Genomic DNA, 24280 nt, shown 5'->3' with positions numbered 1-24280 from the left:
ACCACACCATGGCGACGAACGCCATCGACCAGACCCGCCGGATGCTGTCCCTGGTGACGTACCTGCGCGAGCGCCCCGGCGCCCGCGTCAGCGACGTGGCCCGGGCCTTCGGCATCAGCGAGGACGAGCTGATCGCGGACCTGGACGTGCTGCCCATGTGCGGTACGAGCTTCCGCGGCGGCGACCTGCTGGACATCGACACCGACGGCGACCGCATCTGGTGGCACAACCCCGACGACGTGGCCGAGCCGCTGCGGCTGGCCGCCGACGAGGCGACCGCGCTGCTGGTCGCGGCGCGCGCGGTGGCCACCCTGCCGGGGCTGCGCGAAGGCGACCGGCAGGCGCTGCTGCGGGCCACGGCCAAGCTGGAGGCGGCGGCGGGCGAGGCGGCCGGAGCCAGCTCCCGGCTCGCCGTCACCTTCGAGTCCGAGGGCGGCGTCTTCGCCGACGTCGACCGGGCCATCGCCGAACGCCGCCGGCTGTGGCTCAAGTACTACTCACCGGCCCGCGACGAGCTCACCGAACGTGAGGTGGATCCCATCCGCCTCTTCACCATCGGCCACACCTACGTCGAGGCCTGGTGCCGGCTGTCCGAGGCGCGCCGTACCTTCCGGCTGGACCGGGTCGCCGAGATCAAGCTGCTGGACGCGCCCTCCGACCCGCCGCCGATCGAGCTGCGGGACCTGTCCGAGGGGCTGGTGCAGCCGGCCGCCGAGGACCCGGAGGTCGTGATCGAGGTGGGGCCCGGCGGCCGCTGGGTCGCGGAGTACTACCCGCACGACACCGCGGAGGAGCTGCCCGAGGGGGGCCTGCGCATCACCCTCCGTACGCCGGACCCCGCGTCGCTGCGGCGGCTGGCACTGCGGCTGGGCCGGGACGGGCGGATCGTCGCCCCGCAGGAGCTGGCGGACAGCGCGCGGGACGCGGCGGCGCGGGCGCTCGCCGCGTACGGCGGCTGAGCGGGCGGCCCGGAGCAGGCAGGACAGTCGAGGAACAGCAGGGGAGCTGTGAGTGCGATGACGACGGGGACGACGCCCGCCGCGCCTGTGGTCTTCAAGGCGGCCTGCCCGGACTGCCGGGGCCGCTTCGAGCTGGCCTCGGACGCGCTGCGGCTGGCCATAGGCGGCAGCCGCCGCACCACCTTCTACTCCTTCACCTGCCCCGACTGCGGGTCCGCCGTACGCAAGCCGGCCGGCGAGCGGATCGTGGAGCTGCTGACCGGCGGCGGGGTACGGACGCTGCGGCTGCATACGGGGTGAGGGTGACGGGGGGGCCGGGGACGGTCACGGGAGCGCTTCCGCAGGGCGGGAAGCGGTTCCGCGAGCGGTTCCCGCGCGGTTGCTCCGGGTAATCCCCCGGTGGGGGCACGGTCTCGTTCGATTCGCCCCCGTAGGCGCCGGTAGGCTCGCCCCATGCTCTGGCCCATGATCGCCATCGCCCTCGGCTTCCTCGGTCTCGCCGTGCTCGGCGTACTGGCCGTCCGCGTCTTCGCCGAGGTACGCAGGCTCGCCCGGCAGGTGGACCGGACCACCCGGCAGATCCAGCAGGCCGCGCAGGACCTGGAGCGGGCCGCAGCGCCGCTCGCCGGGGATGCGGGAACGATGGCCGGAACCCGGCGGGAGAGGGTCTGAAAATCGCCCGCCCACGGGCGGTACGCTGCTGGGTGCGGGTCGACGAGCGAGGCGCGGCCCGCAATCGGGAGTATGCACAGGGATTGCCGCCGGTTAACCCCCGCGCGTTACGATCGCTGGCAGCACGGCGAAACGGACGCTTGTCCGATCAGTCGGGCAGCCCCACCCCAGCCGCCTCGGTGAGAAGGTAAACACTTATGTTCACTGGAAAGATCGGCGCTCCCGAGATCATCCTCATCCTCGTCGTCGTCATCCTTCTGTTCGGTGCCAAGAAGCTCCCCGAGATGGCCCGGTCCCTCGGCAAGTCGGCGCGCATCCTCAAGAGCGAAGCGAAGGCGATGAAGTCCGAGGGCTCGCAGTCGCAGTCCGCGCCCTCCGACCCGCCGAACGACGCGCAGGCCGAGACCCCCAAGACGATCCAGGCCTCGCCCGGTGACGTGAACAGCTCCCGTCCGGTCGCCGAGCCGACCGACAGCACGACCAAGCGCTGATCCAGGGTTGACTGGGGCGGCGGACCGGTACCGCTGCCCGCCGCACGAGATGAGGACGTGGGTTGCTCAAGTCTGCCCCCAGCAAGGAAAAGAAGAACAAGGACCCCGAAGGGCGGATGCCCCTCGCGGAACACCTGCGTGAGCTGCGCAACCGGCTCGCGAAGGCCGTGCTGGCGATCGTGGTGGCGAGCGTCGTCTCGGCGTTCTTCTACCAGGACATCATCAACGTCATCACCAAGCCGGTGCTGCAGACGGTGGGGTGCGACCTGTCCTTCTCGGAGCTGGCGCAGAAACAGGGTGGGGAGACCTGCGCCCGCATCGTGATGATGGACCTGCTCGGACCCTTCACCTTCGCGCTGAAGGTGTCCCTCATGGCAGGCATGATCCTCTCCTCGCCGGTCTGGCTCTACCAGCTCTGGGCGTTCCTCGCGCCCGGTCTGCACCGCAGTGAGAAGAAGTACGCGCTGAGCTTCGTCGGTGCCGGCTTCCCGCTCTTCCTGGCCGGTGGCTACTTCGCGTACCAGATCCTGCCGACCACGGCCAAGGTGCTCATCGAGTTCACCCCGCCGGGCGTCGACAACCTCGTGACGCTGGAGAAGCTGCTCGATCTCGTCACTCGGATGATCGTCGTCTTCGGCCTCTCCTTCGAGCTGCCGCTGCTCCTCATCCTGCTGAACATGGGCGGTGTGCTCACCGGCAAGCGCATGCTCGGCTGGTGGCGCGGAATGATCATGGGCATCACGGTCTTCGCGGCGGTCGCCACGCCCAGCGTCGACCCGGTGTCGATGATCCTGCTGGCGGCCCCCATCGCCGTCCTGTACTTCGCCGCCGTCGGCATCTCGCTCGTGAACGACCGCCGCAGGGACCGCCTGGTGGCCGCGGGGCCCGCCGACGACGAGGCGTCCGACCTGGACCTCACCCCCGAGGACATCGGCTCCATCGAGTCGGTCGACGCCCCGCGCGCGCTGCCGGGGCAGTCCGTGAACGGCCATGAGGTGGAGCGCCGCCGTCAGGACATGGACGACATCACGTGACGTGCCGACCGTGACACGAGGAGTGCGAGGGCCGGTTCCCGGGAGGGGCCGGCCCTTCGCCGTGTTCCGGGGTACAGGCAGCGCCTGCCGTAAAGATCGCGTGACTGTCAGAGGTGGCCGGTAGTCTCGTAGACACGATGACCGAGGACATGTCCCCTGCTGAGCGCTATGCCGCCGCGCGTGTTCGCGCGGCCGAGCAGGCCACCGCACTCTTCCCTTTCAAGGAGATGTACGACTTCGCACTGGACGCGTTCCAGATCGAGGCGTGCGAGGCCCTTGAGGCCGGCAAGGGTGTGCTGGTCGCCGCTCCCACCGGATCCGGCAAGACGATCGTCGGCGAGTTCGCCGTCCACCTGGCCCTGAGACAGGGCCGCAAGTGTTTCTACACCACGCCCATCAAGGCCCTCTCGAACCAGAAGTACCAGGACCTGGTCAAGCGGTACGGCGCGGACCAGGTCGGCCTGCTGACCGGCGACAACAGCGTCAACGGCGACGCCCCGGTGATCGTGATGACCACCGAGGTGCTGCGCAACATGCTGTACGCCGGTTCGCAGACGCTGGACGGCCTGGGCTATGTGGTCATGGACGAGGTGCACTACCTCTCCGACCGCTTCCGCGGCGCCGTCTGGGAAGAGGTGATCATCCATCTGCCCGAGTCCGTGACGCTGGTGTCGCTGTCCGCCACGGTCTCCAACGCCGAGGAGTTCGGCGCCTGGCTGGACACCGTGCGCGGGGACACCGAGGTGATCGTTTCCGAGCACCGCCCCGTGCCGCTGTGGCAGCACGTCCTCGCCGGCCGCCGGATGTACGACCTCTTCGAGGAGAAGGACGGCGAGAACGGCCAGGGCAAGCGCGAGGTCAACCCCGACCTGGTGCGGCTCGCCCGGATGGAGAACAGCCGCCCCACCTTCGGCCGCGACAAGCGCCGCGGGCGGAACGGCATGCGGGAGGCCGACCGCGAGCGCGAGCGGCGGCAGCGCAGCCGGATCTGGACGCCCAGCCGCGCCGAGGTGATCGACCGGCTGGACAACGAGGGCCTGCTCCCCGCCATCACGTTCATCTTCAGCAGGGCCGGCTGCGAGTCGGCGGTGCAGCAGTGCCTGTACTCGGGCCTGCGGCTGAACGACCAGGCGGCGCGGGAGAAGGTCCGCAAGATCGTCGAGGCGCGTACGGCCGGCATCCCCGACGAGGACCTGCACGTCCTCGGCTACTTCGAGTGGCTGGAGGGCCTGGAGCGCGGCATCGCGGCGCACCACGCCGGCATGCTGCCCACCTTCAAGGAGGTGGTCGAGGAGCTGTTCGTGAAGGGCCTGGTCAAGGCGGTCTTCGCGACCGAGACCCTGGCCCTGGGCATCAACATGCCGGCCCGCTCCGTGGTCCTGGAGAAGCTCGTCAAGTGGAACGGCGAGCAGCACGCCGACATCACCCCCGGCGAGTACACCCAGCTCACCGGCCGCGCCGGACGCCGCGGCATCGACGTCGAGGGCCATGCGGTGGTGCTGTGGCAGCGCGGCACGGACCCGGCCGCGGTCGCGGGCCTCGCGGGCACCCGTACGTATCCGCTGCGCTCGTCCTTCAAGCCGTCGTACAACATGGCGGTCAACCTCGTCTCGCAGTTCGGCCGGCACCGCTCGCGCGAGCTGCTGGAGATGTCCTTCGCGCAGTTCCAGGCCGACAAGTCGGTCGTCGGTATCTCGCGGCAGGTGCAGAAGAACGAGGAGGGCCTGGAGGGCTATCGCGAGGCGATGACCTGCCACCTCGGGGACTTCGAGGAGTACTCGCGGCTCCGCCGGGACCTGAAGGACCGGGAGACGGAGCTGGCGAAGCAGGGCGCGGCGCAGCGCCGGGCGGCCGCCGCCGCTGCGCTGGAGAAGCTCAAGCCGGGCGATGTGATCCACGTGCCGACGGGGAAGTTCGCGGGGCTGGCGCTGGTGCTGGATCCGGGGATGCCGTCGGGGCGGACCAACGGGCACCGCGGTTTCTCCTCCGAGGACGGGCCGCGGCCGCTGGTGCTCACCGCGGAGCGGCAGGTCAAGCGGCTGGCGTCGATCGACTTCCCGGTGCCGGTGCAGCCGCTGGACCGGATGCGCATTCCGAAGTCCTTCAACGCGCGCAATCCGCAGTCGCGCCGTGACCTGGCGTCCGCGCTGCGGACCAAGGCCGGGCACATCCCGCCGGAGCGGCACCGCAAGAAGCGGTCGCAGGCCGCCGACGACAAGGAGATCGGGCGGCTGCGTGCCGCGCTCCGCGCGCATCCGTGCCACGGCTGCGACGAGCGCGAGGACCATGCGCGGTGGGCGGAGCGGTACCACCGGCTGCGGCGGGACACCCGTCAGCTGGAGCGCCGTATCGAGGGCCGTACGAACACCATCGCGCGCACCTTCGACCGGATCTGCTCGCTCCTGACCGAGCTGGACTATCTGCAGGGCGACACGGTCACGGACGAGGGCCGGCGGCTGGCGCGGCTGTACGGCGAGCTGGACCTGCTGGCCAGCGAGTGCCTGCGCGAGGGCGTCTGGGAAGGCCTGTCCGCCCAGGAGCTGGCGGCGTGCGCGTCGGCGCTGGTCTTCGAGGCGCGGCAGGCGGACGACGCGGTCGCGCCGAAACTGCCGTCGGGCAAGGCGCGGGCCGCGCTGGGCGAGATGGTGCGGATCTGGGGGCGGCTGGACGCCCTGGAGGAGGACCACCGGATCAACCAGGCGGAGGGCGTCGGCCAGCGTGAGCCGGACCTCGGCTTCGCGTGGGCGGCGTACCAGTGGGCGTCCGGGGTCGGCCTCGACGAGGTGCTCCGCGAGGCGGAGATGCCGGCCGGCGACTTCGTCCGCTGGTGCAAGCAGCTGATCGACGTCCTCGGCCAGATCGCGGCCGCCGCGCCGGAGGGCAGCACGGTGACCCGGGCCGCCCGCAAGGCGGTGGACGGGGTGCTGCGAGGCGTGGTGGCGTACTCGTCCGTCGGCTGACGGGCGGTCGGCGGCCGGGGCGTGTGACTGCCCCGGCCGCCTGCGTCCCTACGCGCTGACCGCGCTCGGCCCGGCGGCGGCACTCTCCGTGGCGCGCTCCTGCGAGGTACGGCTGCGCAGTGCGCGCAGTCCGAGGAACAGCAGGACGCCGACCGGGGACAGGAGCACGGTCAGGAGCAGCAGCGGTCCCATCACCAGCGGGTGGACACCGAGGCGGCGGGCCTCGCGGTACATCCACTGGCCGAGGAAGAGGTCCCACGCGATGACCTGTGCCCAGATGGCCGCCGCGGCGCCGTCGAGGGTCATCAGATCCTGGAAACCGCCGAGTTCGGGGCGGGACACGGTGGCCCACAGCTGGGGGAGGACCGGTACGGCCAGCGCCAGGTAGACGGCGAGGACCGGGACCAGCGGCAGCGGGGAGGCGGCGATCCGGTCGGTCCAGCGCCGGCCGGGCGCGAGGATGAGCAGCGCCCAGAAGGGCGCGGCGAGCCAGAACGCGAGGTCGAAGAGGATGTCCGTCATGCGGTGAGCTCCTGTGCGGGGGCGGTGGTTCCCGTGCTGTCGTACGGGCGGAAGGGGGCGCGCAGCGCGGCGTACGTGCCGAGGGCGGCCGCCGCCAGCAGGCCCGCCAGCGCGCCGAGCGTCAGCGCGTCCGGCCGGAGGAGCGGCTGCCCGCGCAGCGCCTGCCAGGTCACCAGGGCCAGCAGCCCCGTGTAGGCACCGGCGGCGACCAGGACGAGGCGGAGCCGTACCCGTTCGGCGTTCAGCCGCGGTACGCGGCGGCCGAGGAGGCCGAGGGCGAGCGGGAAGAGGGGCAGGAGCTGCAGTGCGTGCATGCCGACGAAGTGCGGTATGCGCAGGTCGCCGCCGGTGGTGCTCCAGCCGGTGAGCGGCATGGCGGGGCCGCCGTCCGGTACTCCGACGCTGTGCGCGCCGACGGCGTCCCGCAGGCCCTGTGCGGCGGCGGCCCGCTGGTCGGGGGTGGGGAGGAGCATGAGTCCGCCGAGCGCCAGGCCGGCCACCGCGATCAGCGCGCCGAGCCGGACGGCCCAGGTGGCGGCGCGGTCGGCCCCCGGACCGCCGCGGAACTGGAGCGCGGCGATGACCAGGGTGGCGAGCCAGAGGACGACGATGGTCGCGCCCATGATCTGGAAGAGCGCCTGGTCGAGCGGGGTGGCGAAGTTGAAGTGGCTGCGCCGGCCGCGGACGGTCTGGCCGACGATGACGGCCATCTCGACGGTGCCGGTCACGGCGACGGCGGTGCCGGCCCACCAGCCGGTACGGCTCCGTGCCGGGCGCCGTCCGAGCAGCCAGGCGAGCGTCAGCCCGTAGAGGGCGAAGGAGAGCGAGAACTTCAGCGGTTTGAGCCAGATCGGCGAGCCGACGAGTACCCGGTCGTCGGCCAGGAGGCCGGCTGCCGAGACGACCGCCAGGCCGGCCATGGCGACCGAGAACCAGGTCAGCGGCGGATGCGCCGCCGCCGGGCGGAGGGCTGCCGGACGCAGGGCAGGCAGGAGTGGAGCGGGCATGAGTGACCCCCGTCATCGTCATGTCGCGAGAATGGATAGTGGCACTTACCGCTATCCGATAGTGCGACTATCTATGATGGGAGGCGAACTGGCAAGCCTTGAAGGGAAGTGAACGGCGAGTGCGCATCGGCGAGTTGAGCCGGCGGTCCGGGGTGGCGGTACCGACGATCAAGTACTACGTCCGCGAGGGACTCCTCCCGGCAGGCCGTCTGACCAGCCCGAACCAGGCGGATTACGACGAGGCGCACGAGCGGCGGCTGCGGCTGGTGCGCGGCCTGCTGGAGGTCGGCGGCCTGTCCGTCTCGGCGGTGCGCGAGGTGCTGGCGGCGGTGGAGGACACCGGCCGGCCGGTGCACGACGTGCTCGGTTCGGCGCACAAGAGCCTGACGCCGCCGCAGGGGGCCGAGCCCGAGGAGCTGGCAAGCGCACGCGAGGCCGTCGCCGCGCTGGTCGAACGGCGGGGGTGGCGGCCGGAGTCGGCGGACCACCCGGCGGGCGAGGCGCTGGCCCGCGCGCTGGCCACGTTGCGGGGCCTGGGGCACGGCGGATTCGAGGAGGTGCTCGACGTCTACGCCGACGCGTGCGAGCGGATAGCGGCCGCGGACATGGCGTACGTCGCGGGTGCCGCGGACATGGAACGGCTGGTCGAGGGGGTGGTCGTGGGCACCGTCATCGGCGATGCCGTGCTCTCGGCCATGCGGCGGATGGCGCACACGGACGCGTCGGCCCGTACCTACGGCGAGGCGTCCTCCTGAGGCGGCCCGGCGGCCGCACCGCACGGCGGCGGGAGGCGCTGACACGCCCGAGGAGCGCGTACGGCAACGGCGCCCGCCGGCCGGCGGGCGCCTTGGGGCTGAGGGGGGCGGGCTGTCCGTCCCCCTGGAGTCAGGAGGCGTCCGGCGCGGCCGCCGGCTGCTCCTGTTCGGCCTCCACCGCGGCGTTCCACTCCTGCTTGGAGGCCTGCCAGCCGTCCTCGTCGTGGCCGCGGCGCCAGTAGCCGGAGATGGACAGGTCGGCGCGCGGCACCTCGCGCTCGACGCGCAGCAGTTTGCGCAGCTCCTTCACGAAGCCCGCCTCGCCGTGCACGAACGCCTGGACGCGCCCGGGGAGGAAGTCCAGCGCGCGCACGGCCTCGACCAGCCGCGCACCGACCGGCTCGCCGTTACGGTGCAGCCAGACGATCTCGGCGCCGGCCGGTGCCGACAGCTTCTGCTCCTCGCGGGCGTCCGCCACCTCGATGAAGGCGCGCACCACCGCGTCCTCCGGCATCCGGGCGAGCGAAGCGGCGATCGCCGGCAGCGCGCTCTCGTCGCCGGCCAGCAGGTGCCAGTCGGCCGCGGCCTCGGGGAGGTACGCGCCGCCGGGGCCGAGGAAGCGGATCTCGTCGCCCGCCTCGGCCTGCTGCGCCCAAGGCCCGGCCAGGCCCTCGTCGCCGTGGACCACGAAGTCGATCGTCAGCTCCAGGCTCTGCGGGTCCCAGGCGCGCACCGTGTACGTACGGGTCCGCGGCCACTGGTCGCGCGGGAAGTCCGCCCGGATCTGCGCCATGTCGAACGGCTCCGGGTAGGTCACGCCCGGCACCGGGAAGAGCAGCTTGACGTAGTGGTCCGAGTACTCGCCCGCAGGGAAATCCGCCAGGCCGACGCCGCCCAGCACGACCCGCATCATGTGCGGACTGAGGCGCTCGGTGTGCACCACGCGGGCGCGGTAAGTGACGGCCTTCCTACGGGCGGGACGTTCGGCGGGACGGTCTGCTGCCACGGTGGGCCCCCTGAAGCCTGCGGGATCGAAATATGGTCAGTTTAAGTTAGGCTCACCTAACTTAACAGTTCCGCCCAACCTAGCAGCTCCTTCCGGCCCCGCCGGCCACCGGATCAGGCCGGCAGCGCGGCGAGTACCCGCTGGAGCGAACCGCCCAGACCCCAGCGGGTGGCCAGCTCCTCCAGCGTGGCGGGGTCGGCCGGCTCCTTCGGCACCGCCGGGTCGAAGGCGGGCAGCGTGACGTCCCTGGCGACGCGCACCACCTTGGGCGCCGCGTCGAGGTACGGACGCGCCTCGGACAGCCGCTTGCGCTGCGTGGGCGTCAGCTTCGCCGCCGGGTCGTCGACCGCGGCCATGATCCCGGCCAGGTCGCCGAAGGACGCCAGCAGCTTCGCCGCGGTCTTCTCGCCGACGCCGGGCACGCCCGGCAGGCCGTCGCTCGGGTCGCCGCGCAGCAGCGCGAGGTCGGCGTAGCCCGCGCCGTCCACGCCGTACTTCTCGCGGAGCCAGGCCTCGTCGGTGGTCTGGAGCGTCCCGACGCCCTTGAGGGGGTACAGCACGCGGACGCCGCGCCGGTCGTCCACGAGCTGGTACAGATCACGGTCGCCCGTGACGATGTCGACCGGCCCGGCGGCACGGGTGGCCAGCGTGCCGATGATGTCGTCCGCCTCGAACCCCGCCGCGCCCACGCGGGCGATGCCCAGCGCGTCGAGCACGTCCTCGATCACCGGGACCTGCGGCGAGAGCGTGTCGGGAATCTCCTCGACATCTGCCTCGGCGGAGCCCTCGGGCGCCTCCTCGGCGACCCGGTGCGCCTTGTACGTCGGGATGAGGTCCACCCGCCACTGGGGGCGCCAGTCCGCGTCCATGCAGGCCACGAGGTCGTCCGGGTGGTGGTCCTGGAGCAGGCGGGCGATGAAGTCCAGCAGGCCGCGGACGGCGTTGACGGGCGTGCCGTCCGGGGCGCGGACCGAGTCCGGCACGCCGAAGTAGGCGCGGAAGTACAGCGAAGCGGTGTCGAGGAGCATCAGGCGTCGAGTCACACGCCGATGATGCCGCACACCGCTGACAACGCCCGCGGCGCGCCGCCCCGCACCGTGCGTCGCGTCTGGGTCGCGAGCGGGCGTGCCCGGGTCGCGTCTGACCCTCCGTCAAATGCGTGACTTCTGTGAGGCGTGTCACTGTTGTGTTTGGTGTGAATAAAGGGGGGCAGGCGCGCGTCCGGAGCGGAACCGGTAAGGCTTTCAACTTTCTCTTTCCCGGCGCAGGCGGCCCGAAGCCGTGCCGCTCCACGGCCCCTCCCCAGCCTTTCGGCCTGGGGATCACCCATGGCTGGGACGGGCCGTTCCTCGGCTCGACCAGAGAGGTGTATGTGTCCAGGCTGCAAGCCGAGCACCTGTACAAAGTGTTCGGCAGACGACCCGATGACGCCGTGCGGAAACTCGAAGGCGGGGCAACCCGTGACGAGCTGCGCGCCGAGGGTACGACGGCAGCGGTGATCGACGCGTCGTTCACCGTGGACGAAGGCCAGATCTTCGTCGTCATGGGTCTGTCGGGTTCCGGCAAGTCCACGCTGCTGCGCATGCTGAACGGGCTGCTGGAGCCGACCGCGGGCGCGATGCGCTTCGACGGCCAGGACCTGACCACGCTCAGCCCGAAGGAGCTGCGCCGGGTCCGCTCGCAGAAGATCTCCATGGTCTTCCAGCACTTCGCGCTCTTCCCGCACCGCAGCGTGCTGGAGAACGCCGCGTACGGCCTGGAGGTCCAGGGCGTACCGAAGGCCGAGCGCCGCAAGCGCGCCCTGGAGGCGCTGGAGCTGGCCGGGCTGAAGGGCTGGGAGAAGTCCTGGCCCGACGAGCTGTCCGGCGGTATGCAGCAGCGTGTGGGCCTGGCCCGCGCGCTGGCCACCGACGCGGACCTGCTGCTGATGGACGAGTCCTTCAGCGCGCTGGACCCGCTGATCCGCCGTGACATGCAGGACCAGCTGCTGGAGCTGCAGAAGACGCTGAAGAAGACCATCGTCTTCATCACCCACGACCTGAACGAGGCCATGCGGCTCGGCGACCGGATCGCCGTCATGCGCGACGGCCGGATCGTCCAGATCGGCTCGGCCGAGGACATCCTCGTACGGCCCTCCAACGACTACGTCGCCTCGTTCATCCAGGACGTCGACCGCACCCGGGTGCTGACCGCCGGCGCGGTCATGACGGACGTGGCGTCGGTGCTCGGTACCAAGGACGACGGCGGCGAGGAGATATCCACCGCCGAGCGGTTCCGTGCCGCGGCGCCCGCCACGGTCACCGAGGACACCCCGCTCGTGGACCTGTTCACGCCCTGCTCGGCCAGCACCGTCCCGGTGGCCGTGGCCGACGCGGCCGGTGAGCTCGTCGGCGCGGTACCGGCGAAGGTGCTGCTGGCCGCGCTCGGCGAGGCCGAGGCGGACGCCGCCCCGGCCGCCGGAGTGCCGGCCCAGCCCGCCCCCGCGGACGCGCCGGAGGACGCGAAGCCCGCGGACGCGCCGGAGGACGCGAAGCCCGCGGACGCGCCGGAGGACGCGAAGCCCGCGGACGCGAAGCCCGCGGACGCGAAGCTTTCGGACGCCCCCGCCGACGAGGAGTCCGCGGACGAGAAGCCCGCCGACGAGAAGCCCGCCGACGGGAAGTCCGCCGACGAGAAGCCCGCCGACGGGAAGTCCCCCGACGAGAAGCCCGCGGACGAGGAGTCCGCGGACGGCAAGCCGACCGACGAGAGCAAGGTGATCGCCGGTGCCTAGGATCGAGATCGGCACCTGGGCCGACGCCGCCGTCGACTGGCTGCGGTCGCACGTCGCCTGGCTCTTCGACTTCATCACCAGCGTGCTCAACGCGGTCTACGGCTTCTTCCACATGGTGCTGGCCGCCCCCGAGCCGCTGTTCCTCGCGGGCATCCTCGCGGTGCTCGCCTGGTGGCTGCGCGGCTTCCTCGCCGCCGTACTGACCTTCCTCGGCTTCGCACTGATCGACTCGATCGAACAGTGGGGCGCCACCATGGAGAGCCTCTCCCTGGTCCTGGTGGCCTGCCTGGTCATCGTGGTCATCTCGGTGCCGCTGGGCATCTGGGCCGCCCGCAACCGCGCGGTCAGCGGCGCGGTGCGCCCGGTCCTGGACCTGATGCAGACGATGCCGGCGATGGTCTACCTCATCCCGGGCATCCTCTTCTTCGGCCTCGGCGTGGTCCCCGGCATCGTGGCGACCATCGTCTTCGCCATGCCGCCCGCCGTCCGCATGACCGAGCTGGGCATCCGGCAGGTCGACGCGGAGCTGGTGGAGGCGGCCGACGCGTTCGGCACGCACCCGCGCCGCACGCTCTTCCGCGTACAGATCCCGCTCGCGCTGCCCACGATCATGGCCGGTATCAACCAGGTCATCATGCTGGCGCTGTCCATGGTCGTCATCGCCGGCATGGTCGGCGGCGGCGGTCTGGGCTCCTCCGTCTACGACGCGATCAGCTCCGTCGACGTGGGCCTGGGCACCGAGGCCGGTCTCGCGGTGGTCATCCTCGCGATGTACCTGGACCGGATGACCGGCGCCCTGAACCAGCGGGTCTCGCCGCTCGGCCGGCGCGCGCTGGCCAAGGCGCAGGCCGCGCTCGGCGGCTGGAAGTTCCTGCAGTGGCGCCCGGCGACCTCGGTCGCGATGGTCGGCGTGGTCGTCCTCGCGCTGGCCGCCGGCGGCATGAGCGCCTTCGGTACCAAGGGCTCCGGCGGTGCCGCGAGCGTCGGCAACGGCCGTCCGATCAGCCTGGGCTACGTCAACTGGGACGAGGGCAAGGCCACCACGTACCTGTGGAAGGAGCTGCTGGAGCAGCGCGGCTACAAGCCCAAGGCGCAGGCCTTGGAGGCCGGCGCGCTCTACACGGGCCAGGCGCAGGGCGACATCGACGTGCAGACCAACTCCTGGCTGCCGGTGACGCACGAGTCGTACTGGAAGAAGTACCAGGACAAGCTGGAGGACTACGGCGCCTGGTACGACAAGACCTCGCTGGAGATCGCCGTACCGTCCTACGTCAAGGGCGTGAGGACGCTCGACGACCTCAAGGGCAAGGGCGAGAAGTTCGGCGGCAAGATCGTCGGCATCGAGCCGGGCGCCGGCGAGATGAAGATCGTCAAGGACAAGGTCCTCAAGGACTACGGCCTGGACGGCGAGTACGAGCTCCAGTCGTCCAGCACCTCCTCGATGCTGGCCGAGCTGGACCGCGCCCTGAAGGCGAAGAAGCCGATCGCGGTGACCCTGTGGTCCCCGCACTGGGCGTACAGCAAGTACGACCTGACCAAGCTCAAGGACCCCAAGGGCTCCTTCGGCTCCGGTGACGGCATCCACACGCTCGGCCGCAAGGGCTTCGCGAAGGACGAGCCGCAGGTCGCCTCGTGGATGAAGAACTTCCACCTGGACGAGGAGCAGCTCACCAGCCTGGAGGCGGAGATCCAGGACGCCGGCAAGGGCCACGAGCAGGACGGCGTCAAGGCCTGGCTGAAGAAGAACCCGGGCATGGCCGACAAGCTGGCGCCCGCGCCGGGCGCGTACGCCAAGGGCAAGGACGCGGGCGCCGCGCCGAACATCGGCTACCCGTCCTGGGACGAGGGCATCGCCACCTCGTTCCTGTGGAAGTACGTCCTGGAGCAGCGCGGCTACAAGCCGAAGATGCGCAACCTCGACGTGGGTCCGATGTGGACCGGACTGTCCACCGGCCAGGTCGACGTCGAGATGGACGCCTGGCTGCCGGTCGCGCAGAAGCAGTACTGGGACAAGTACAAGAAGGATCTCGTCGACCTCGGTGCCTGGTACGACAAGACGTCCCTGGAGATCGCGGTGCCTTCCTATGTGAAGGGCGTGAAGACCATGGACGACCTGCGCAAGCACAAGGACGAGTTCAAGGGCAAGATCATCGGTATCGAGCCGGGCACCGGCCAGATGAAGCGCCTGAAGAGCAAGGTCCTGCCCGCGTACGGCCTGCAGGACATGAAGGTCACCGAGGCCGGTACCAGCGCCATGCTCGCCGAGCTGGAGCGGGCGGTCGCCAAGAAGGAGCCGATCGCGGTCGTCCTGTGGTCGCCGCACTGGGCGTACGACAAGTACGACCTGACCAAGCTGAAGGACCCCAAGGGCACCTGGGGCGCCAACAACCAGATCAAGACGATCGCGAACAAGGGCTTCCCCAAGGAGTACGCGGAGTTCAACGGCTGGCTGAAGAACTGGCACATGGAGCCCGAGGAGCTGGCGAGCCTGGAGACGGCCGTCAACGAGGCGGGCACCGGCCATGAGGAGGAAGGCGTCAAGAAGTGGGTCGACGCCCACCCGGGCATCGTCGACGAGATGGCGCCGGTGAAGTGACGCCGTACCGGTACTGACCGGCCGTCACCTATCCAGGAACGGGCCCCGCCACCGCACTCCGGTGGCGGGGCCCGTCCGTGCGTACCGTGGGGAGATGACCTCTCACGCCGTCGTACGCAAGGTGGTCTCCCTCGTCCCGTCCCTGACCGAGGCGGTGGCCGCCACCGCGCCGGAACTGCTGGCCGGGGCCACGGACTGGTGCAGCCACCCGGCCGGCCTGGACGTGCCGCGCATCGGCGGCACCAAGAACCCCGACACCGCACGGATCGCCGCCCTCGCCCCCGACCTCGTGATCGCCAACGAGGAGGAGAACCGCCCGGCCGACCTCGCCGCGCTGCGGGCCGCGGGCCTGGACGTCCTGGTCACCGAGGTCCGCGACCTGCCGCAGGCCTTCCGCGAACTGGACCGTGTCCTCGTGCGTGGCTGCGGACTGGCCCGCCCCGGCTGGCTGGACGCCGCGGAGGCGGCCTGGCGGGAGGTGCCGGCGTACGCCCCGGACCTGGCCGCCGTGGTGCCCATCTGGCGTCGTCCCTGGATGGTGCTCGGCCGGGACACCTTCGCGGGCGACCTGCTGGCGCGGCTGGGCGTGCGGAACCTGTACGCGGACCACGCCGACCGCTACCCGAAGATCCCCCTGGACGAGCTGAACAGCCGCGGCGCGGACTTCGTCGTACTCCCCGACGAGCCGTACCGCTTCACCGCGGACGACGGCCCCGAGGCGTTCCCCGGACTGCCCGCCGCGCTGGTCAGCGGCCGCCACCTCACCTGGTACGGCCCGTCGCTGGCCGAGGCCCCCGGGGTACTGCGCGCGGCGCTGGAGGCGGCGGTACGGCAGTGAGGGCGGTACGCCGGGATGCGCGTGCGGGGGCGCACCGCGTGCGGGGGCGCACCGCCCCGGGGAGCCGGCTTGCGGTTCAGACGGGTGTTGCCTTCGGAGCCGGAGCCGGAGCCGGAGCCGAGGCCGGTGTCGATGCCGGTGCCGGTGCCGGTGCCGGTGTCGATGCCGGGACCGATGCCGATGCCGATGCCGGGGCCGAGGCGGGCGGTGCGAGGAGCGTGCCGCGGAAGAGGCCGCGCGCGGTGCAGACGGAGGCCGTCAGCCAGCCCGCCACCAGGAGCAGGTAGAGCCCGGCGGTGAGCCAGTCGTAGAGGGCCAGCCCGGTGTGCCCGGCCAGCCCGGCGGCGCCTGTCACGCAGGTGCCGACGGGAAAGGTGAAGGCCCACCAGGTCATCGAGAAGCGCATCCCGCTCCGGAAGGCGCGCACCACCAGCGCCGCGGAGAACAGCAGCCACAGCAGCGCGAAACCCATCACCGGCACGCCGTACAGCACGGCGAAGGCGGTCATCGCGTCGCTGTAGGCGGAATTGGCGGCGGGCGCGGCGTGCGCGAGGTTGCTCACCGCGGTCGTCGACTGGCCGAGCGGGCCGAGCACGAGGACCAGCGCGGGCGTCGCGGCGAGCGGCAGCGGCCCGTGGTGGATCAGCCGGGAGAGCACCAGCGGCAGCATGGCCAGCACGGTCAGCAGGGACAGGCCGAACATGCCGTAACAGCCCAGCAGCATCGCGGCCCGCCACTGGCCGGCGGGCAGGTGCGGTATCAGCCCTGGACCGAGGGCGGCGGAGACCATGGGGGCGACGACCGGCAGCAGCCAGGCGGGGGAGGCCGTCCCCACGTCTATCCGGTGCCGGGTCACCATGAGGTACGGGATGGCCGCGGCCGCGACCAGGCCGACCACGGTCCCTGCGCCCCACAGCACACCGTCGACCGCTGCCGCCGCGGAAACACCGATCACGTCCGTGCCGACGGCGAGCGTGCCGCCGCCGACCGCCAGCAGTGCCATCGCAAGACAGCCGTGGAACGGCGCCACCGCCGGGTCGAGCAGATGCGCCCTGGCCTGGTCGGTGTGGCGGACCCAGTGCGCGGCCCGGGCGACGAGCAGCACGGCCAGCAGCACGGCCGACAGCGCCCAGACAACCTCGTAGGCGACGCTCAGTGCGGGAGAGCGCACCGGAAGTGTCGCACCGGCGTTGGCGATGATCGCCGTGCCCATGACGGCGGCGTACCAGTTGGGGCCGAGGTGCCGTACGGAGCCGCGGGTACGGCCGCCGGAGCCGGTCACCGGGCGGGGGCGGGGATGCGCGAGCGTAGCCATGCCTCCAGCGTTCCGCCGCGGGGCCCGCCCCACCAGGGGCCTTGTATCTATGAGGACATAAACTGAACTTATGAGTGAAGCGGAGCAGACGCACGGGGCCGGCGCGGCGGACGGGGGTAGCGGGGCTGCCGGTGCCGGTGCGCACACCGGCCGGCTGGCGCACCGCGTCCCGGAACTGAGCGCACTGGAACTGCTGCTCGCCGTGGCCCGCCTGGGCAGCCTCGGCCGCGCCGCCAAGGAACTGGGCATCACCCAGCCCGCCGCGAGCAGTCGGCTGCGCGCGATGGAGGCGCAGTTGGGTGTCGGCCTCGTCGAACGCTCGCCGCGCGGCTCCCGGCTCACCGACGCGGGCACGCTCGTCACGGACTGGGCGCGGCGCATCGTGGAGGCGGCCGAAGCGTTCGACGCGGGCGCCCAGGCACTGCGAGCCCGCCGCGACTCCCGTCTCCGCGTGACCGCGAGTATGACCATCGCCGAGTACCTGCTCCCCGGCTGGCTCATCGCACTGCGCACCCAGCGCCCGGACACCGCCGTCTCGCTCTCCGCCGGCAACTCCGCGGTGGTCGCGGAACGCGTCCTCTCCGGCGAGGCCGACCTCGGCTTCGTCGAGGGCCTGGACGTACCGTCCGGACTGGACGGCGCCGTCATCGGCCACGACCGCCTGGTGGTGGTGGCCGCCCCCGCCCACCCCTGGTCCCGCCGCCGCACCCCGCTGACCGGCCGCGAGCTGGCGGGGACGCCCCTGATCCTCCGCGAACAGGGCTCCGGCACCCGCCAGGTCCTGGACGCAGCCCTCGCCGCCTGCGGCCCCCTCGCACCCCCACTCCTCGAACTCGCCTCCACCACCGCGGTAAAGGCCGCAGCGGTAAGCGGCGCAGGCCCCTCGGTCCTCAGCGAACTCGCGATCGGCGAAGAACTGGCGGCACGGAGACTGGTGGAGGTCCCGGTACCGGGGATCCGGCTGGGACGCGATCTACGAGCGGTATGGCCGTCGGGCCAACGCCCTACGGGGCCCGCACGGCATTTGCTGGGGTTGACGCGGGGGACGTCCTGATTCCTTCGGGCTTCACACCACTTTCCTGAAACGGGCGTCGAGAGTCCGAATCCCGTGGGGGCGCACTACGAATGGTCAGTTCAGAGGCTTCTTCTTCCCGAACTTCTCCTCTGTCATGATCGCGGCCGCATCACCCGCCGGCGGGCACGCGTCGTCGGGCAGGGGTCAGCGGATGATGGCCAACACGTCGTGCAGGCTGTCGATGTGCCAGTCCGCCGCGGCGGCCTCGGGGGTGTCGGCCCACAGGTGGCCCCAGGGGCCGCGGCGAAGGTGCGCGGTGCGGAGGCCGGCGGCGGCCGGGGCGATGTCGTTCGCCGGGTGATCGCCGACGTACACCGTCTCGTACGGTGCGGTGCCTGCGGCGGCGACGATCCGGCCGAAGAATCCCGGCTGTGGCTTCGCCACGCCCCACTCTCCTGACGTGGCGACCACGTCCGCGGGCAGGTCGAGGGCTCGCAGCAGCCGGCCGGCCTTCGTTGTCTGATTGCCGGCGATGATGACGCGCAGCCCAGCGTCCTGGAGCGCGGCCAGTGCCGGCCGGACGTCGTCGTACAGATCGCTCTCGTCCAGCTGCTCGCCCCGGCCGGCGGCCTCGCGGGCGTGGTACTCAGCGGTGAGGTCGATGCCGGGGCGCAGCAGTCGTACGGCGTCGGCGTTGTCGCGGCCCTGGGCGACGACCGCGCCGACGAGGGCGGACAGCGTGTGCCGGGGGATGTTCAGCCAGTCGGCCCACGCTGTCCAGTAGCGGTCGTCGCGCACCAGCGTCTCGCCGATATCGAATGCCACAGCTCGGATCATGTGGGCACCCTACGGGCGCGAGCTGTCTATCTTCGGTCTCGGGTGAAGAGGGCTGTGAGGAGTACCGCTGTGATTGCGCCCGCCGGGACGCCGCTGCCGAATACGGTGCGGGCCCAGACCGGTAGCGGTTCGTACAGCTCCGGGGTGAGGACGGGGAGGAGGCCGGCCAGGAGGGTCAGGGCGACGATTGTGGTTGTTGGGCCCTCGAAGGATTCCGTGCGGCGGAGCATGCCGATGCCCATGGCGGCGATGACCGCGTAGATGATCAGGCCCGCGCCGCCGACTACCGGTGTGGGGAGGGTGGCCAGGAGGCGGGAGACCGGCGCCAGGAGGCCGATGAGGACGAGGAGCAGGCCGGCGCCGGCGGTGACGAAGCGGCTGCGGACGCGGGTGAGTTGGACGATGCCGATGTTCTCGGCGCTGGTCACCATGATGGAGGTGCCCAGCAGGCCCGCGGCGAGGGAGGTGAGCGCGTCGGCGCGGACCGTGCGGGGGACGTCGCGGGCGGGGTGCGGTTCGCGGCCCACCGCCTCGCTGTTGAGCACCGTCTGGCCGGTGGCCTCGGCGAGCGAGGCGAGGGTGAAGACGATGAGGGGGATGGCGGCGAGGAGATCGAAGTGGGGGGCGCCGTAGGGGAAGGGGTGGGGGAGGGCGAGGAACGGGCCGCCGGCGGGGACGGTCTGCATGCCGGTACTCGATATGAGCGCAGCTGTGGTGCCTGCCGCTATGCCTGCCAGGACGGACATCTGGCGCCAGACGCCGGGCAGTACGAGGTAACACAGGGCCGTGGCGCCGATGGTGACCAGCGCGAGCCAGGTGTCGTGGGCGATCATCGGGGCGGTGACGTTCACCATGTTGATGCCGATGAGCAGGACCGTGGTGCCGAGGACGACCGGGGGGAAGAAGCGGACGATGTGGCGGTAGAGGGGGAGGACCGCGAGGAGGAAGGTTGCGGAGATGAGGACGGCTCCGGATGCCGTGGCCGGGCCGTGTTCGTCGGCGATCTGGAGGAAGATGGCCACCGCCGCGCCGCCCGGCAGCATCATGAAGGGGAGTCGGGCGCCGATCCGCAGGACTCCGAAGGATTGCAGCAGGGCCCCCGCCCCGCACAGTACGAGTGTGGCGCTGAGGAGGGCCGCTGTGCGGTCGGGTGGCAGGCCGAGGCCGGTGGCGATCAGGAACGCGGTGGAGACCGGGGCCGCGAGCATCGCGAGGACGTGCTGCGCGGCCAGGGGGAGGAGCCGGAGCAACGGGAGGCGTTCGTCCACCGGGTGGACCGGCCGGCCGTCGGGGCCGGTCGGTCCGCCGTCAGGGGCGTCGCCTCCGGTACGGGTGGTGCCGGCGGGGGCGGTCACCGGTCACCCCTGTACCGGCAGCCAGGGCAGGTCCTCGGCGCCGTAACGGTACGCGCGGAACAGGGCGTTGTGCTGGGCCGGGAAGATCCGGCCGACCTCGGGCTCGCGGTAGCCGCCGAAGTGCGGGACGACGTACTCCCAGCAGAGGTAGCCGTCGGCGGTGACTTCGAAGATGCGGCCCGCGGGGGAGTCGCAGATGAGTGTGTTGCCGTTGGGGAGGCGCTGGGCGCTGCCCATGAAGGGCGCGAAGAAGGCTTCGCGGGCCGGGTCGTGGTACTCCCAGGCGATCTTCCCGGAGGTGCGGTCGACCTCGATGACGCGGGAGAAGGGGACGTCCCAGTGTGGGCGGAAGACGCCGTTGTCGAAGATGAGGAGGTTGCCGTTGGGGAGTTCGGTGGGGTTGTGCTGCTGGGAGACGAGGCCGGGCTCGGTGCGCCAGAGGATCTCGCCGGTCTCGCGGCTGATGATGACGACCGCGGAGACGCTGCGGAGGCTGGCCAGGATGTTGCCGTCGGCGAGCGGGAGGACGGCGTTGATGAGGGGGTAGTGCTCGCGGGAGTAGTCGGGGTGGAGGGGGTATTCGTCGCGGTCGAGGTGGTCGGACACGCGCCAGGACCACAGTTCGGTGCCGTCCGCGTCGACCTCCTTGAGGGTGTCGGCGTAGACGGTCGGGCCGTCGGCCGTCGTCGGCTCGGAGCCGGGGACCCCGCCGCGTACCGCCGCGGCCCGCTCGCCGGTGAGCGGTTCCAGGGCCGCGTAGAGGATGCGGCCGTCGCCGAGGTGGTGGGCGTCGTGGTGCTGGAGCGGGTCGATGTGCTCGCGGACGACGGTGCCGTCGGGGGTGACCTCCTGCATGACGCCGCCGCGGTACTTGTGCCACATCGGGAACAGCGCTTCCTGGTCCGGGAGTACGCCGTTGTAGGCCAGGTTGCCGTTGGGGAGGATGCGGGCGTGCCGGCCCGGGCGGTAGGGGAGGTTCCACTGGTGGACGACCTCGCCGTGCAGGTCGACGAGGTAGACCTCGCCGGTGCCGGTGAGCGGTGCGTAGAGGGTGTAGCCGGGGTACGCGGCCTCTTCGTCGAGGGCGAGCAGGCCGGTGCCGCGGCGGCGGCGTGTGTTTTGATCGACAGCGGTCATGGCAGGGGTCCCTCTCGTCAAACTTTGTTTGATGACGTCAAACAGGTTCGAGGTTAGGGGTTGTGTGTGGCAATGCTGTGAACGTGGTGATAAAGGGGAGAAGGAGTGCGGGATGCGTGAAGATCAGGAAGCGCCGCAGGTCGGCAGGGCGGTGCGGCGCCGCCGCCGGGCGCTGGACCTCACGCTCGCCGAGCTGGCGGCCCGTACCGGCCTGTCCAAGCCCTTCCTGAGTCAGGTGGAGAACGACCGGGCCCGCCCCAGCATGCGCTCGCTCCAGCGCATCGCCGACGCGCTGGGGACGACGGCGGTGCAGCTGCTCGGCGCTGCGGAGGACCGCCGGTCCGTCGACGTGGTGCGCGCGGAGGCCGGGGCCGCGCTGGAGGACGGCGCCGCGGGTACGGTGCGGCCGCTGGTCCGCGGGCAACAGCAGCTGCACGCGCTGGAGTTCACGGGCGCCCACGAGTGGGGGCGGGAGTTCCGGCACCCGCACGACGAGCTGCTGTACGTCGTCGAGGGGGCCGTGGAGGCGGAGGCCGAGGGGGAGCGGTACGAGCTGGGGCGCGGCGACACGCTCTACTGCACGGGCGGGGTGACGCACCGCTGGCGTGCCCGGGAGGCGGGCACGCGGGTGCTGCTGGTGGGGGTCGCGGACGACATCGGCCTTTGAGGCGGTGCCTCCCGCGTGCCGCTGACGGTACGTCAGCGCGCGGCGGCCGCCACCAGGGCTTCCATCACGCGCAGGTCGTCCCCCGCCTCGGGGTGCCACTGCACGCCCAGCGTGAAGGCCGGCGCGCCGGGCAGTTCGAGCGCCTCCACCGTGCCGTCCTCGGCGTACGCGGAAGCCAGCAGCCCGCGGCCGAGCCGGTCCACGGACTGGTGGTGGTAGGTCGGTACGGACACCGGCTCGGGCAGGGCCGCGGCGAGCAGGGTGTCCGGTACCGGCTTGATCCGGTGGTGGGCGAAGACGCCGGGCGGGCCGCCGTGCCCGTCCAGGTGCTGGTGCAGCGTGCCGCCCAGCGCGACGTTCAGCAGCTGCATGCCGCGGCAGATGCCCAGCAGCGGGGTGCCGGAGTCCAGCGCCGCCCGGATGAGGGCCAGTTCCCAGGCGTCGCGGGCGAGGGCGGGCGGCCCGGTGCGCGGGTCGGTCTCCGCGCCGTACCGCTCCGGCCGTACGTCGGGACCGCCCGCGAGCACCACCCCGTCCAGGCGGGCCACGACGGCCGCGGCCGCCTCCTGGGCCTCGTCCCGGCCGAGGTCCGGCTCGTGCGGCGGCAGCATGGCGGCGAGGCCGCCGGACCGCTGCACCAGCCGGTGGTAGCCGGCCGGGAGCAGTGCGGCCGGGAGCGTCCACACGCCCCAGCGGGCCTCGGCCTCCAGGTACGTGCTGACGCCGATGAGCGGCTTGGACAAGGGAACCTCCGGTCGGTGAGTGCGGTGCCGTGGGCGGACGGTCAGTCGCGTGCGAGTTCGGCCTCCGCCGCGGCCAGGGCGGCGAACTCCTCCTCGGGCGCGGCGGCCACGAGCCGGTGCCGTGAGTAGAACGCGAAGTACGCCAGCGCGACGGCGTACACGACGAGTGCGATGACGGCCGCCTCCTTGTCCACCAGGAAGGTCGCCACCAGCGCCGAGCAGGCGAGGACGAAGGCGACCGAGGAGGTCAGGACGCCGCCGGGGGTGCGGTACGGGCGCGGCAGCTCCGGCTCGCGACGGCGCAGCACGATGTGCGAGAGGGCCATCAGGGCGTAGGAGATGGTGGCGCCGAAGACCGCGACGTTCAGCATGCGGGCGCCGTCGCCGGTGGCCGCGGCGAGAGTGAAGCCCAGCGCGCCGGGGACGAGAAGCCCCAGGTAGGGGGCCTTGCGGCGGCTGGTGAGGGAGAGGAAGCGGGGGAGGTAGCCGGCCCGGGAGAGGGCGAAGAGCTGGCGGGAACCGGCGTAGATGAGGGAGAAGAAGGAGGCGATCAGGCCGGCCAGGCCCGCGTAGTTGACGATGCGGGAGGCGACGGTGGGCTCGCCGTGCGGCTGGAGCGCCTGGACCAGCGGGTCGCCGACGGACTGGAGGGCGGCGGCGCCGCGCGCCCCGGTCGCGGTGAGGAAGGTGACCAGGGCGAGGAGGAGCAGGATGCCGATCGCGGCGGCCATCGCCTTCGGCAGCGTACGGGCCGGGTCCTTGGTCTCCTCGGCGGCCAGCGGTACGCCCTCCACGCCGAGGAAGAACCACATGCCGAAGGGGAAGGCGGCCCAGATGCCGAGGATGCCGAAGGGCAGCCAGGAGGACGCGCCGAAGGCGTCCTTGTCGGCCGGGATGTCGTTCAGGCCGCTCACGTGGAAGTCGGTGACCGCGGCGAGCGCGAAGACGATCAGTGCGGCGACCGCGACGGCGGTGACGACCAGGCTGAAGCGCAGTGCCTCGCCGACGCCCCACAGGTGGATGCCGATGAATATCACGAAGCAGGCGAGGTAGACCGGCCAGCTGGACGTCAGCCCGAAGAGGCCGAGGGACTCGACGTAGTCGCCGATGAAGATGGAGATCGCGGCGGGCGCGAGGACGTACTCGATGAGGATGGCGGTACCGGTGAGGAAGCCGCCCCAGGTGCCGAGCGCTCTGCGCGCGAAGCCGTAGCCGCCGCCCGCCGTGGGCAGCACGGACGCCAGCTCCGCCAGCGCGAAGACCAGGCAGGTGTACATCAGGCCCATCAGCAGGGCGGCCAGCGCCAGGCCGCCGAAGCCGCCCTGGGCCAGGCCGTTGTTCCAGCCGGAGAAGTCGCCGGAGACGACGTACGCCACGCCCAGGCCGGTCAGCAGCAGCGGCCCGGCGCTGCCCCGGCGCAGCGCGCGCTTCTCCAGGTAGGCGTCGTCGGGTGCGGTGGTCCCCGGCGGTGGGGGAGGGGGCGGTGCGGTGCGCGGGTCCGTGCTGTCGGCCATGAGCCGCTCCTGCCTCGGCGGGATAAAGGTTTAGCGCCATACCTTTGTCGCGCGGGCCGCTCCGGCGCAAGACCCGTGCCGTAA

21 protein-coding genes and 1 pseudogene are annotated in these 24280 nt (G+C 71.8%); 12 read left to right on the top strand and 10 right to left on the bottom strand.

What is annotated here, in order from left to right; genetic code table 11:
- Nucleotides 1-8 precede the first annotated feature (8 nt).
- The 6 genes from AAC944_RS08500 (at nucleotide 9) to AAC944_RS08475 (ending at nucleotide 6116) form a co-directional block, all read left to right on the top strand.
- Nucleotides 9-959, top strand: a complete 951-nt coding sequence (locus AAC944_RS08500; RefSeq protein WP_030616421.1) for a helix-turn-helix transcriptional regulator — start codon at nucleotides 9-11, stop codon at nucleotides 957-959.
- 57 nt (nucleotides 960-1016) lie between these two features.
- Nucleotides 1017-1259 (top strand): hypothetical protein, encoded by a 243-nt coding sequence (locus AAC944_RS08495; RefSeq protein ID WP_030616419.1) that lies wholly within the window; start codon nucleotides 1017-1019, stop codon nucleotides 1257-1259.
- A gap of 153 nt (nucleotides 1260-1412) precedes the next feature.
- A complete protein-coding gene (locus tag AAC944_RS08490) occupies nucleotides 1413-1631 on the top strand; it encodes a Sec-independent protein translocase family protein (protein WP_030616415.1) in 219 nt (72 codons plus the stop codon).
- Between the two features lie 197 nt (nucleotides 1632-1828).
- The gene (tatA, locus tag AAC944_RS08485) at nucleotides 1829-2122 is read left to right on the top strand and encodes a Sec-independent protein translocase subunit TatA (RefSeq protein WP_030252003.1); all 294 of its coding nucleotides are present in this window, start codon (nucleotides 1829-1831) and stop codon (nucleotides 2120-2122) included.
- A 62-nt stretch (nucleotides 2123-2184) separates the two neighbouring features.
- Entirely contained in the window at nucleotides 2185-3156 is a 972-nt protein-coding gene (gene tatC / locus AAC944_RS08480; RefSeq protein WP_030616412.1) for a twin-arginine translocase subunit TatC, read from the top strand.
- Nucleotides 3157-3293: 137 nt separating this feature from the next.
- A complete protein-coding gene (locus AAC944_RS08475; RefSeq protein ID WP_030616409.1) occupies nucleotides 3294-6116 on the top strand; it encodes a DEAD/DEAH box helicase in 2823 nt (940 codons plus the stop codon).
- A 48-nt stretch (nucleotides 6117-6164) separates the two neighbouring features.
- Here AAC944_RS08475 and AAC944_RS08470 read toward each other — a convergent pair whose 3' ends face one another.
- Nucleotides 6165-6638 (bottom strand): ABA4-like family protein, encoded by a 474-nt coding sequence (locus tag AAC944_RS08470; RefSeq protein WP_030616406.1) that lies wholly within the window; start codon nucleotides 6636-6638, stop codon nucleotides 6165-6167.
- Nucleotides 6635-7558 (bottom strand): hypothetical protein, encoded by a 924-nt coding sequence (locus AAC944_RS08465; RefSeq protein WP_030616403.1) that lies wholly within the window; start codon nucleotides 7556-7558, stop codon nucleotides 6635-6637. Before AAC944_RS08465 ends, AAC944_RS08470 begins: the two co-directional genes overlap by 4 nt.
- Nucleotides 7559-7764: 206 nt before the next feature.
- Here AAC944_RS08465 and AAC944_RS08460 point away from each other — a divergent pair, with 206 nt between their 5' ends.
- Nucleotides 7765-8400 (top strand): MerR family transcriptional regulator, encoded by a 636-nt coding sequence (locus AAC944_RS08460; RefSeq protein ID WP_030616401.1) that lies wholly within the window; start codon nucleotides 7765-7767, stop codon nucleotides 8398-8400.
- 130 nt (nucleotides 8401-8530) lie between these two features.
- On the opposite strand, the gene AAC944_RS08455 is transcribed toward AAC944_RS08460, so the two are convergent.
- Both AAC944_RS08455 and AAC944_RS08450 read right to left on the bottom strand, forming a co-directional pair.
- The gene (locus AAC944_RS08455) at nucleotides 8531-9406 is read right to left on the bottom strand and encodes a siderophore-interacting protein (protein WP_030616400.1); all 876 of its coding nucleotides are present in this window, start codon (nucleotides 9404-9406) and stop codon (nucleotides 8531-8533) included.
- A 113-nt stretch (nucleotides 9407-9519) separates the two neighbouring features.
- Nucleotides 9520-10434 (bottom strand): 5'-3' exonuclease, encoded by a 915-nt coding sequence (locus AAC944_RS08450; RefSeq protein WP_030616399.1) that lies wholly within the window; start codon nucleotides 10432-10434, stop codon nucleotides 9520-9522.
- A 344-nt stretch (nucleotides 10435-10778) separates the two neighbouring features.
- On the opposite strand from AAC944_RS08450, the pseudogene AAC944_RS08445 reads away from it, so the two are divergent.
- The 3 genes and pseudogenes from AAC944_RS08445 to AAC944_RS08435 all read left to right on the top strand — a co-directional run.
- Nucleotides 10779-11847, top strand: a pseudogene (locus AAC944_RS08445) (quaternary amine ABC transporter ATP-binding protein); the annotation flags it as partial.
- A gap of 324 nt (nucleotides 11848-12171) precedes the next feature.
- Nucleotides 12172-14775: an ABC transporter permease/substrate binding protein gene (locus AAC944_RS08440; RefSeq protein ID WP_030616393.1), complete on the top strand. Its 2604-nt coding sequence runs from the start codon at nucleotides 12172-12174 to the stop codon at nucleotides 14773-14775.
- A 94-nt stretch (nucleotides 14776-14869) separates the two neighbouring features.
- Nucleotides 14870-15613, top strand: a complete 744-nt coding sequence (locus AAC944_RS08435; protein ID WP_030616390.1) for a helical backbone metal receptor — start codon at nucleotides 14870-14872, stop codon at nucleotides 15611-15613.
- Between the two features lie 76 nt (nucleotides 15614-15689).
- Here the strand turns inward: AAC944_RS08435 and AAC944_RS08430 are convergent, their stop codons facing one another.
- On the bottom strand, nucleotides 15690-16928 hold the full coding sequence (locus AAC944_RS08430; RefSeq protein ID WP_078888627.1) for a TDT family transporter: 1239 nt from the start codon (nucleotides 16926-16928) through the stop codon (nucleotides 15690-15692).
- 70 nt (nucleotides 16929-16998) lie between these two features.
- Here AAC944_RS08430 and AAC944_RS08425 point away from each other — a divergent pair, with 70 nt between their 5' ends.
- Nucleotides 16999-17982 carry a LysR family transcriptional regulator gene (locus tag AAC944_RS08425; RefSeq protein WP_078888626.1) on the top strand — a complete coding sequence of 328 codons (984 nt, stop codon included), beginning with the start codon at nucleotides 16999-17001 and terminating at the stop codon, nucleotides 17980-17982.
- 165 nt (nucleotides 17983-18147) lie between these two features.
- On the opposite strand, the gene AAC944_RS08420 is transcribed toward AAC944_RS08425, so the two are convergent.
- From AAC944_RS08420 to AAC944_RS08410, 3 genes are read right to left on the bottom strand one after another with little or no spacing between them, the layout of a single operon-like run.
- Nucleotides 18148-18780, bottom strand: a complete 633-nt coding sequence (locus tag AAC944_RS08420; protein WP_030616381.1) for an HAD family hydrolase — start codon at nucleotides 18778-18780, stop codon at nucleotides 18148-18150.
- 26 nt (nucleotides 18781-18806) lie between these two features.
- Entirely contained in the window at nucleotides 18807-20135 is a 1329-nt protein-coding gene (locus AAC944_RS08415) for a uracil-xanthine permease family protein (RefSeq protein ID WP_368397020.1), read from the bottom strand.
- 3 nt (nucleotides 20136-20138) lie between these two features.
- Nucleotides 20139-21272, bottom strand: coding sequence for an arylsulfotransferase family protein (locus tag AAC944_RS08410; protein ID WP_030616374.1), 1134 nt, complete (start codon nucleotides 21270-21272; stop codon nucleotides 20139-20141).
- A 112-nt stretch (nucleotides 21273-21384) separates the two neighbouring features.
- Here AAC944_RS08410 and AAC944_RS08405 point away from each other — a divergent pair, with 112 nt between their 5' ends.
- A complete protein-coding gene (locus AAC944_RS08405) occupies nucleotides 21385-21939 on the top strand; it encodes a helix-turn-helix domain-containing protein (RefSeq protein ID WP_030616371.1) in 555 nt (184 codons plus the stop codon).
- 32 nt (nucleotides 21940-21971) lie between these two features.
- Here the strand turns inward: AAC944_RS08405 and AAC944_RS08400 are convergent, their stop codons facing one another.
- Nucleotides 21972-22682, bottom strand: coding sequence for a gamma-glutamyl-gamma-aminobutyrate hydrolase family protein (locus AAC944_RS08400; RefSeq protein ID WP_030616369.1), 711 nt, complete (start codon nucleotides 22680-22682; stop codon nucleotides 21972-21974).
- A 41-nt stretch (nucleotides 22683-22723) separates the two neighbouring features.
- Nucleotides 22724-24196, bottom strand: a complete 1473-nt coding sequence (gene eat / locus AAC944_RS08395; protein ID WP_030616365.1) for an ethanolamine permease — start codon at nucleotides 24194-24196, stop codon at nucleotides 22724-22726.
- Between the last annotated feature and the right edge of the window lie 84 nt (nucleotides 24197-24280).

The organism is Streptomyces sclerotialus (assembly GCF_040907265.1).
Classification (GTDB): Bacteria; Actinomycetota; Actinomycetes; order Streptomycetales; family Streptomycetaceae; genus Streptomyces; species Streptomyces sclerotialus.
Note: the sequence above shows the minus strand (reverse complement) of the source record. Positions and strands in the feature narration are given on the sequence as shown.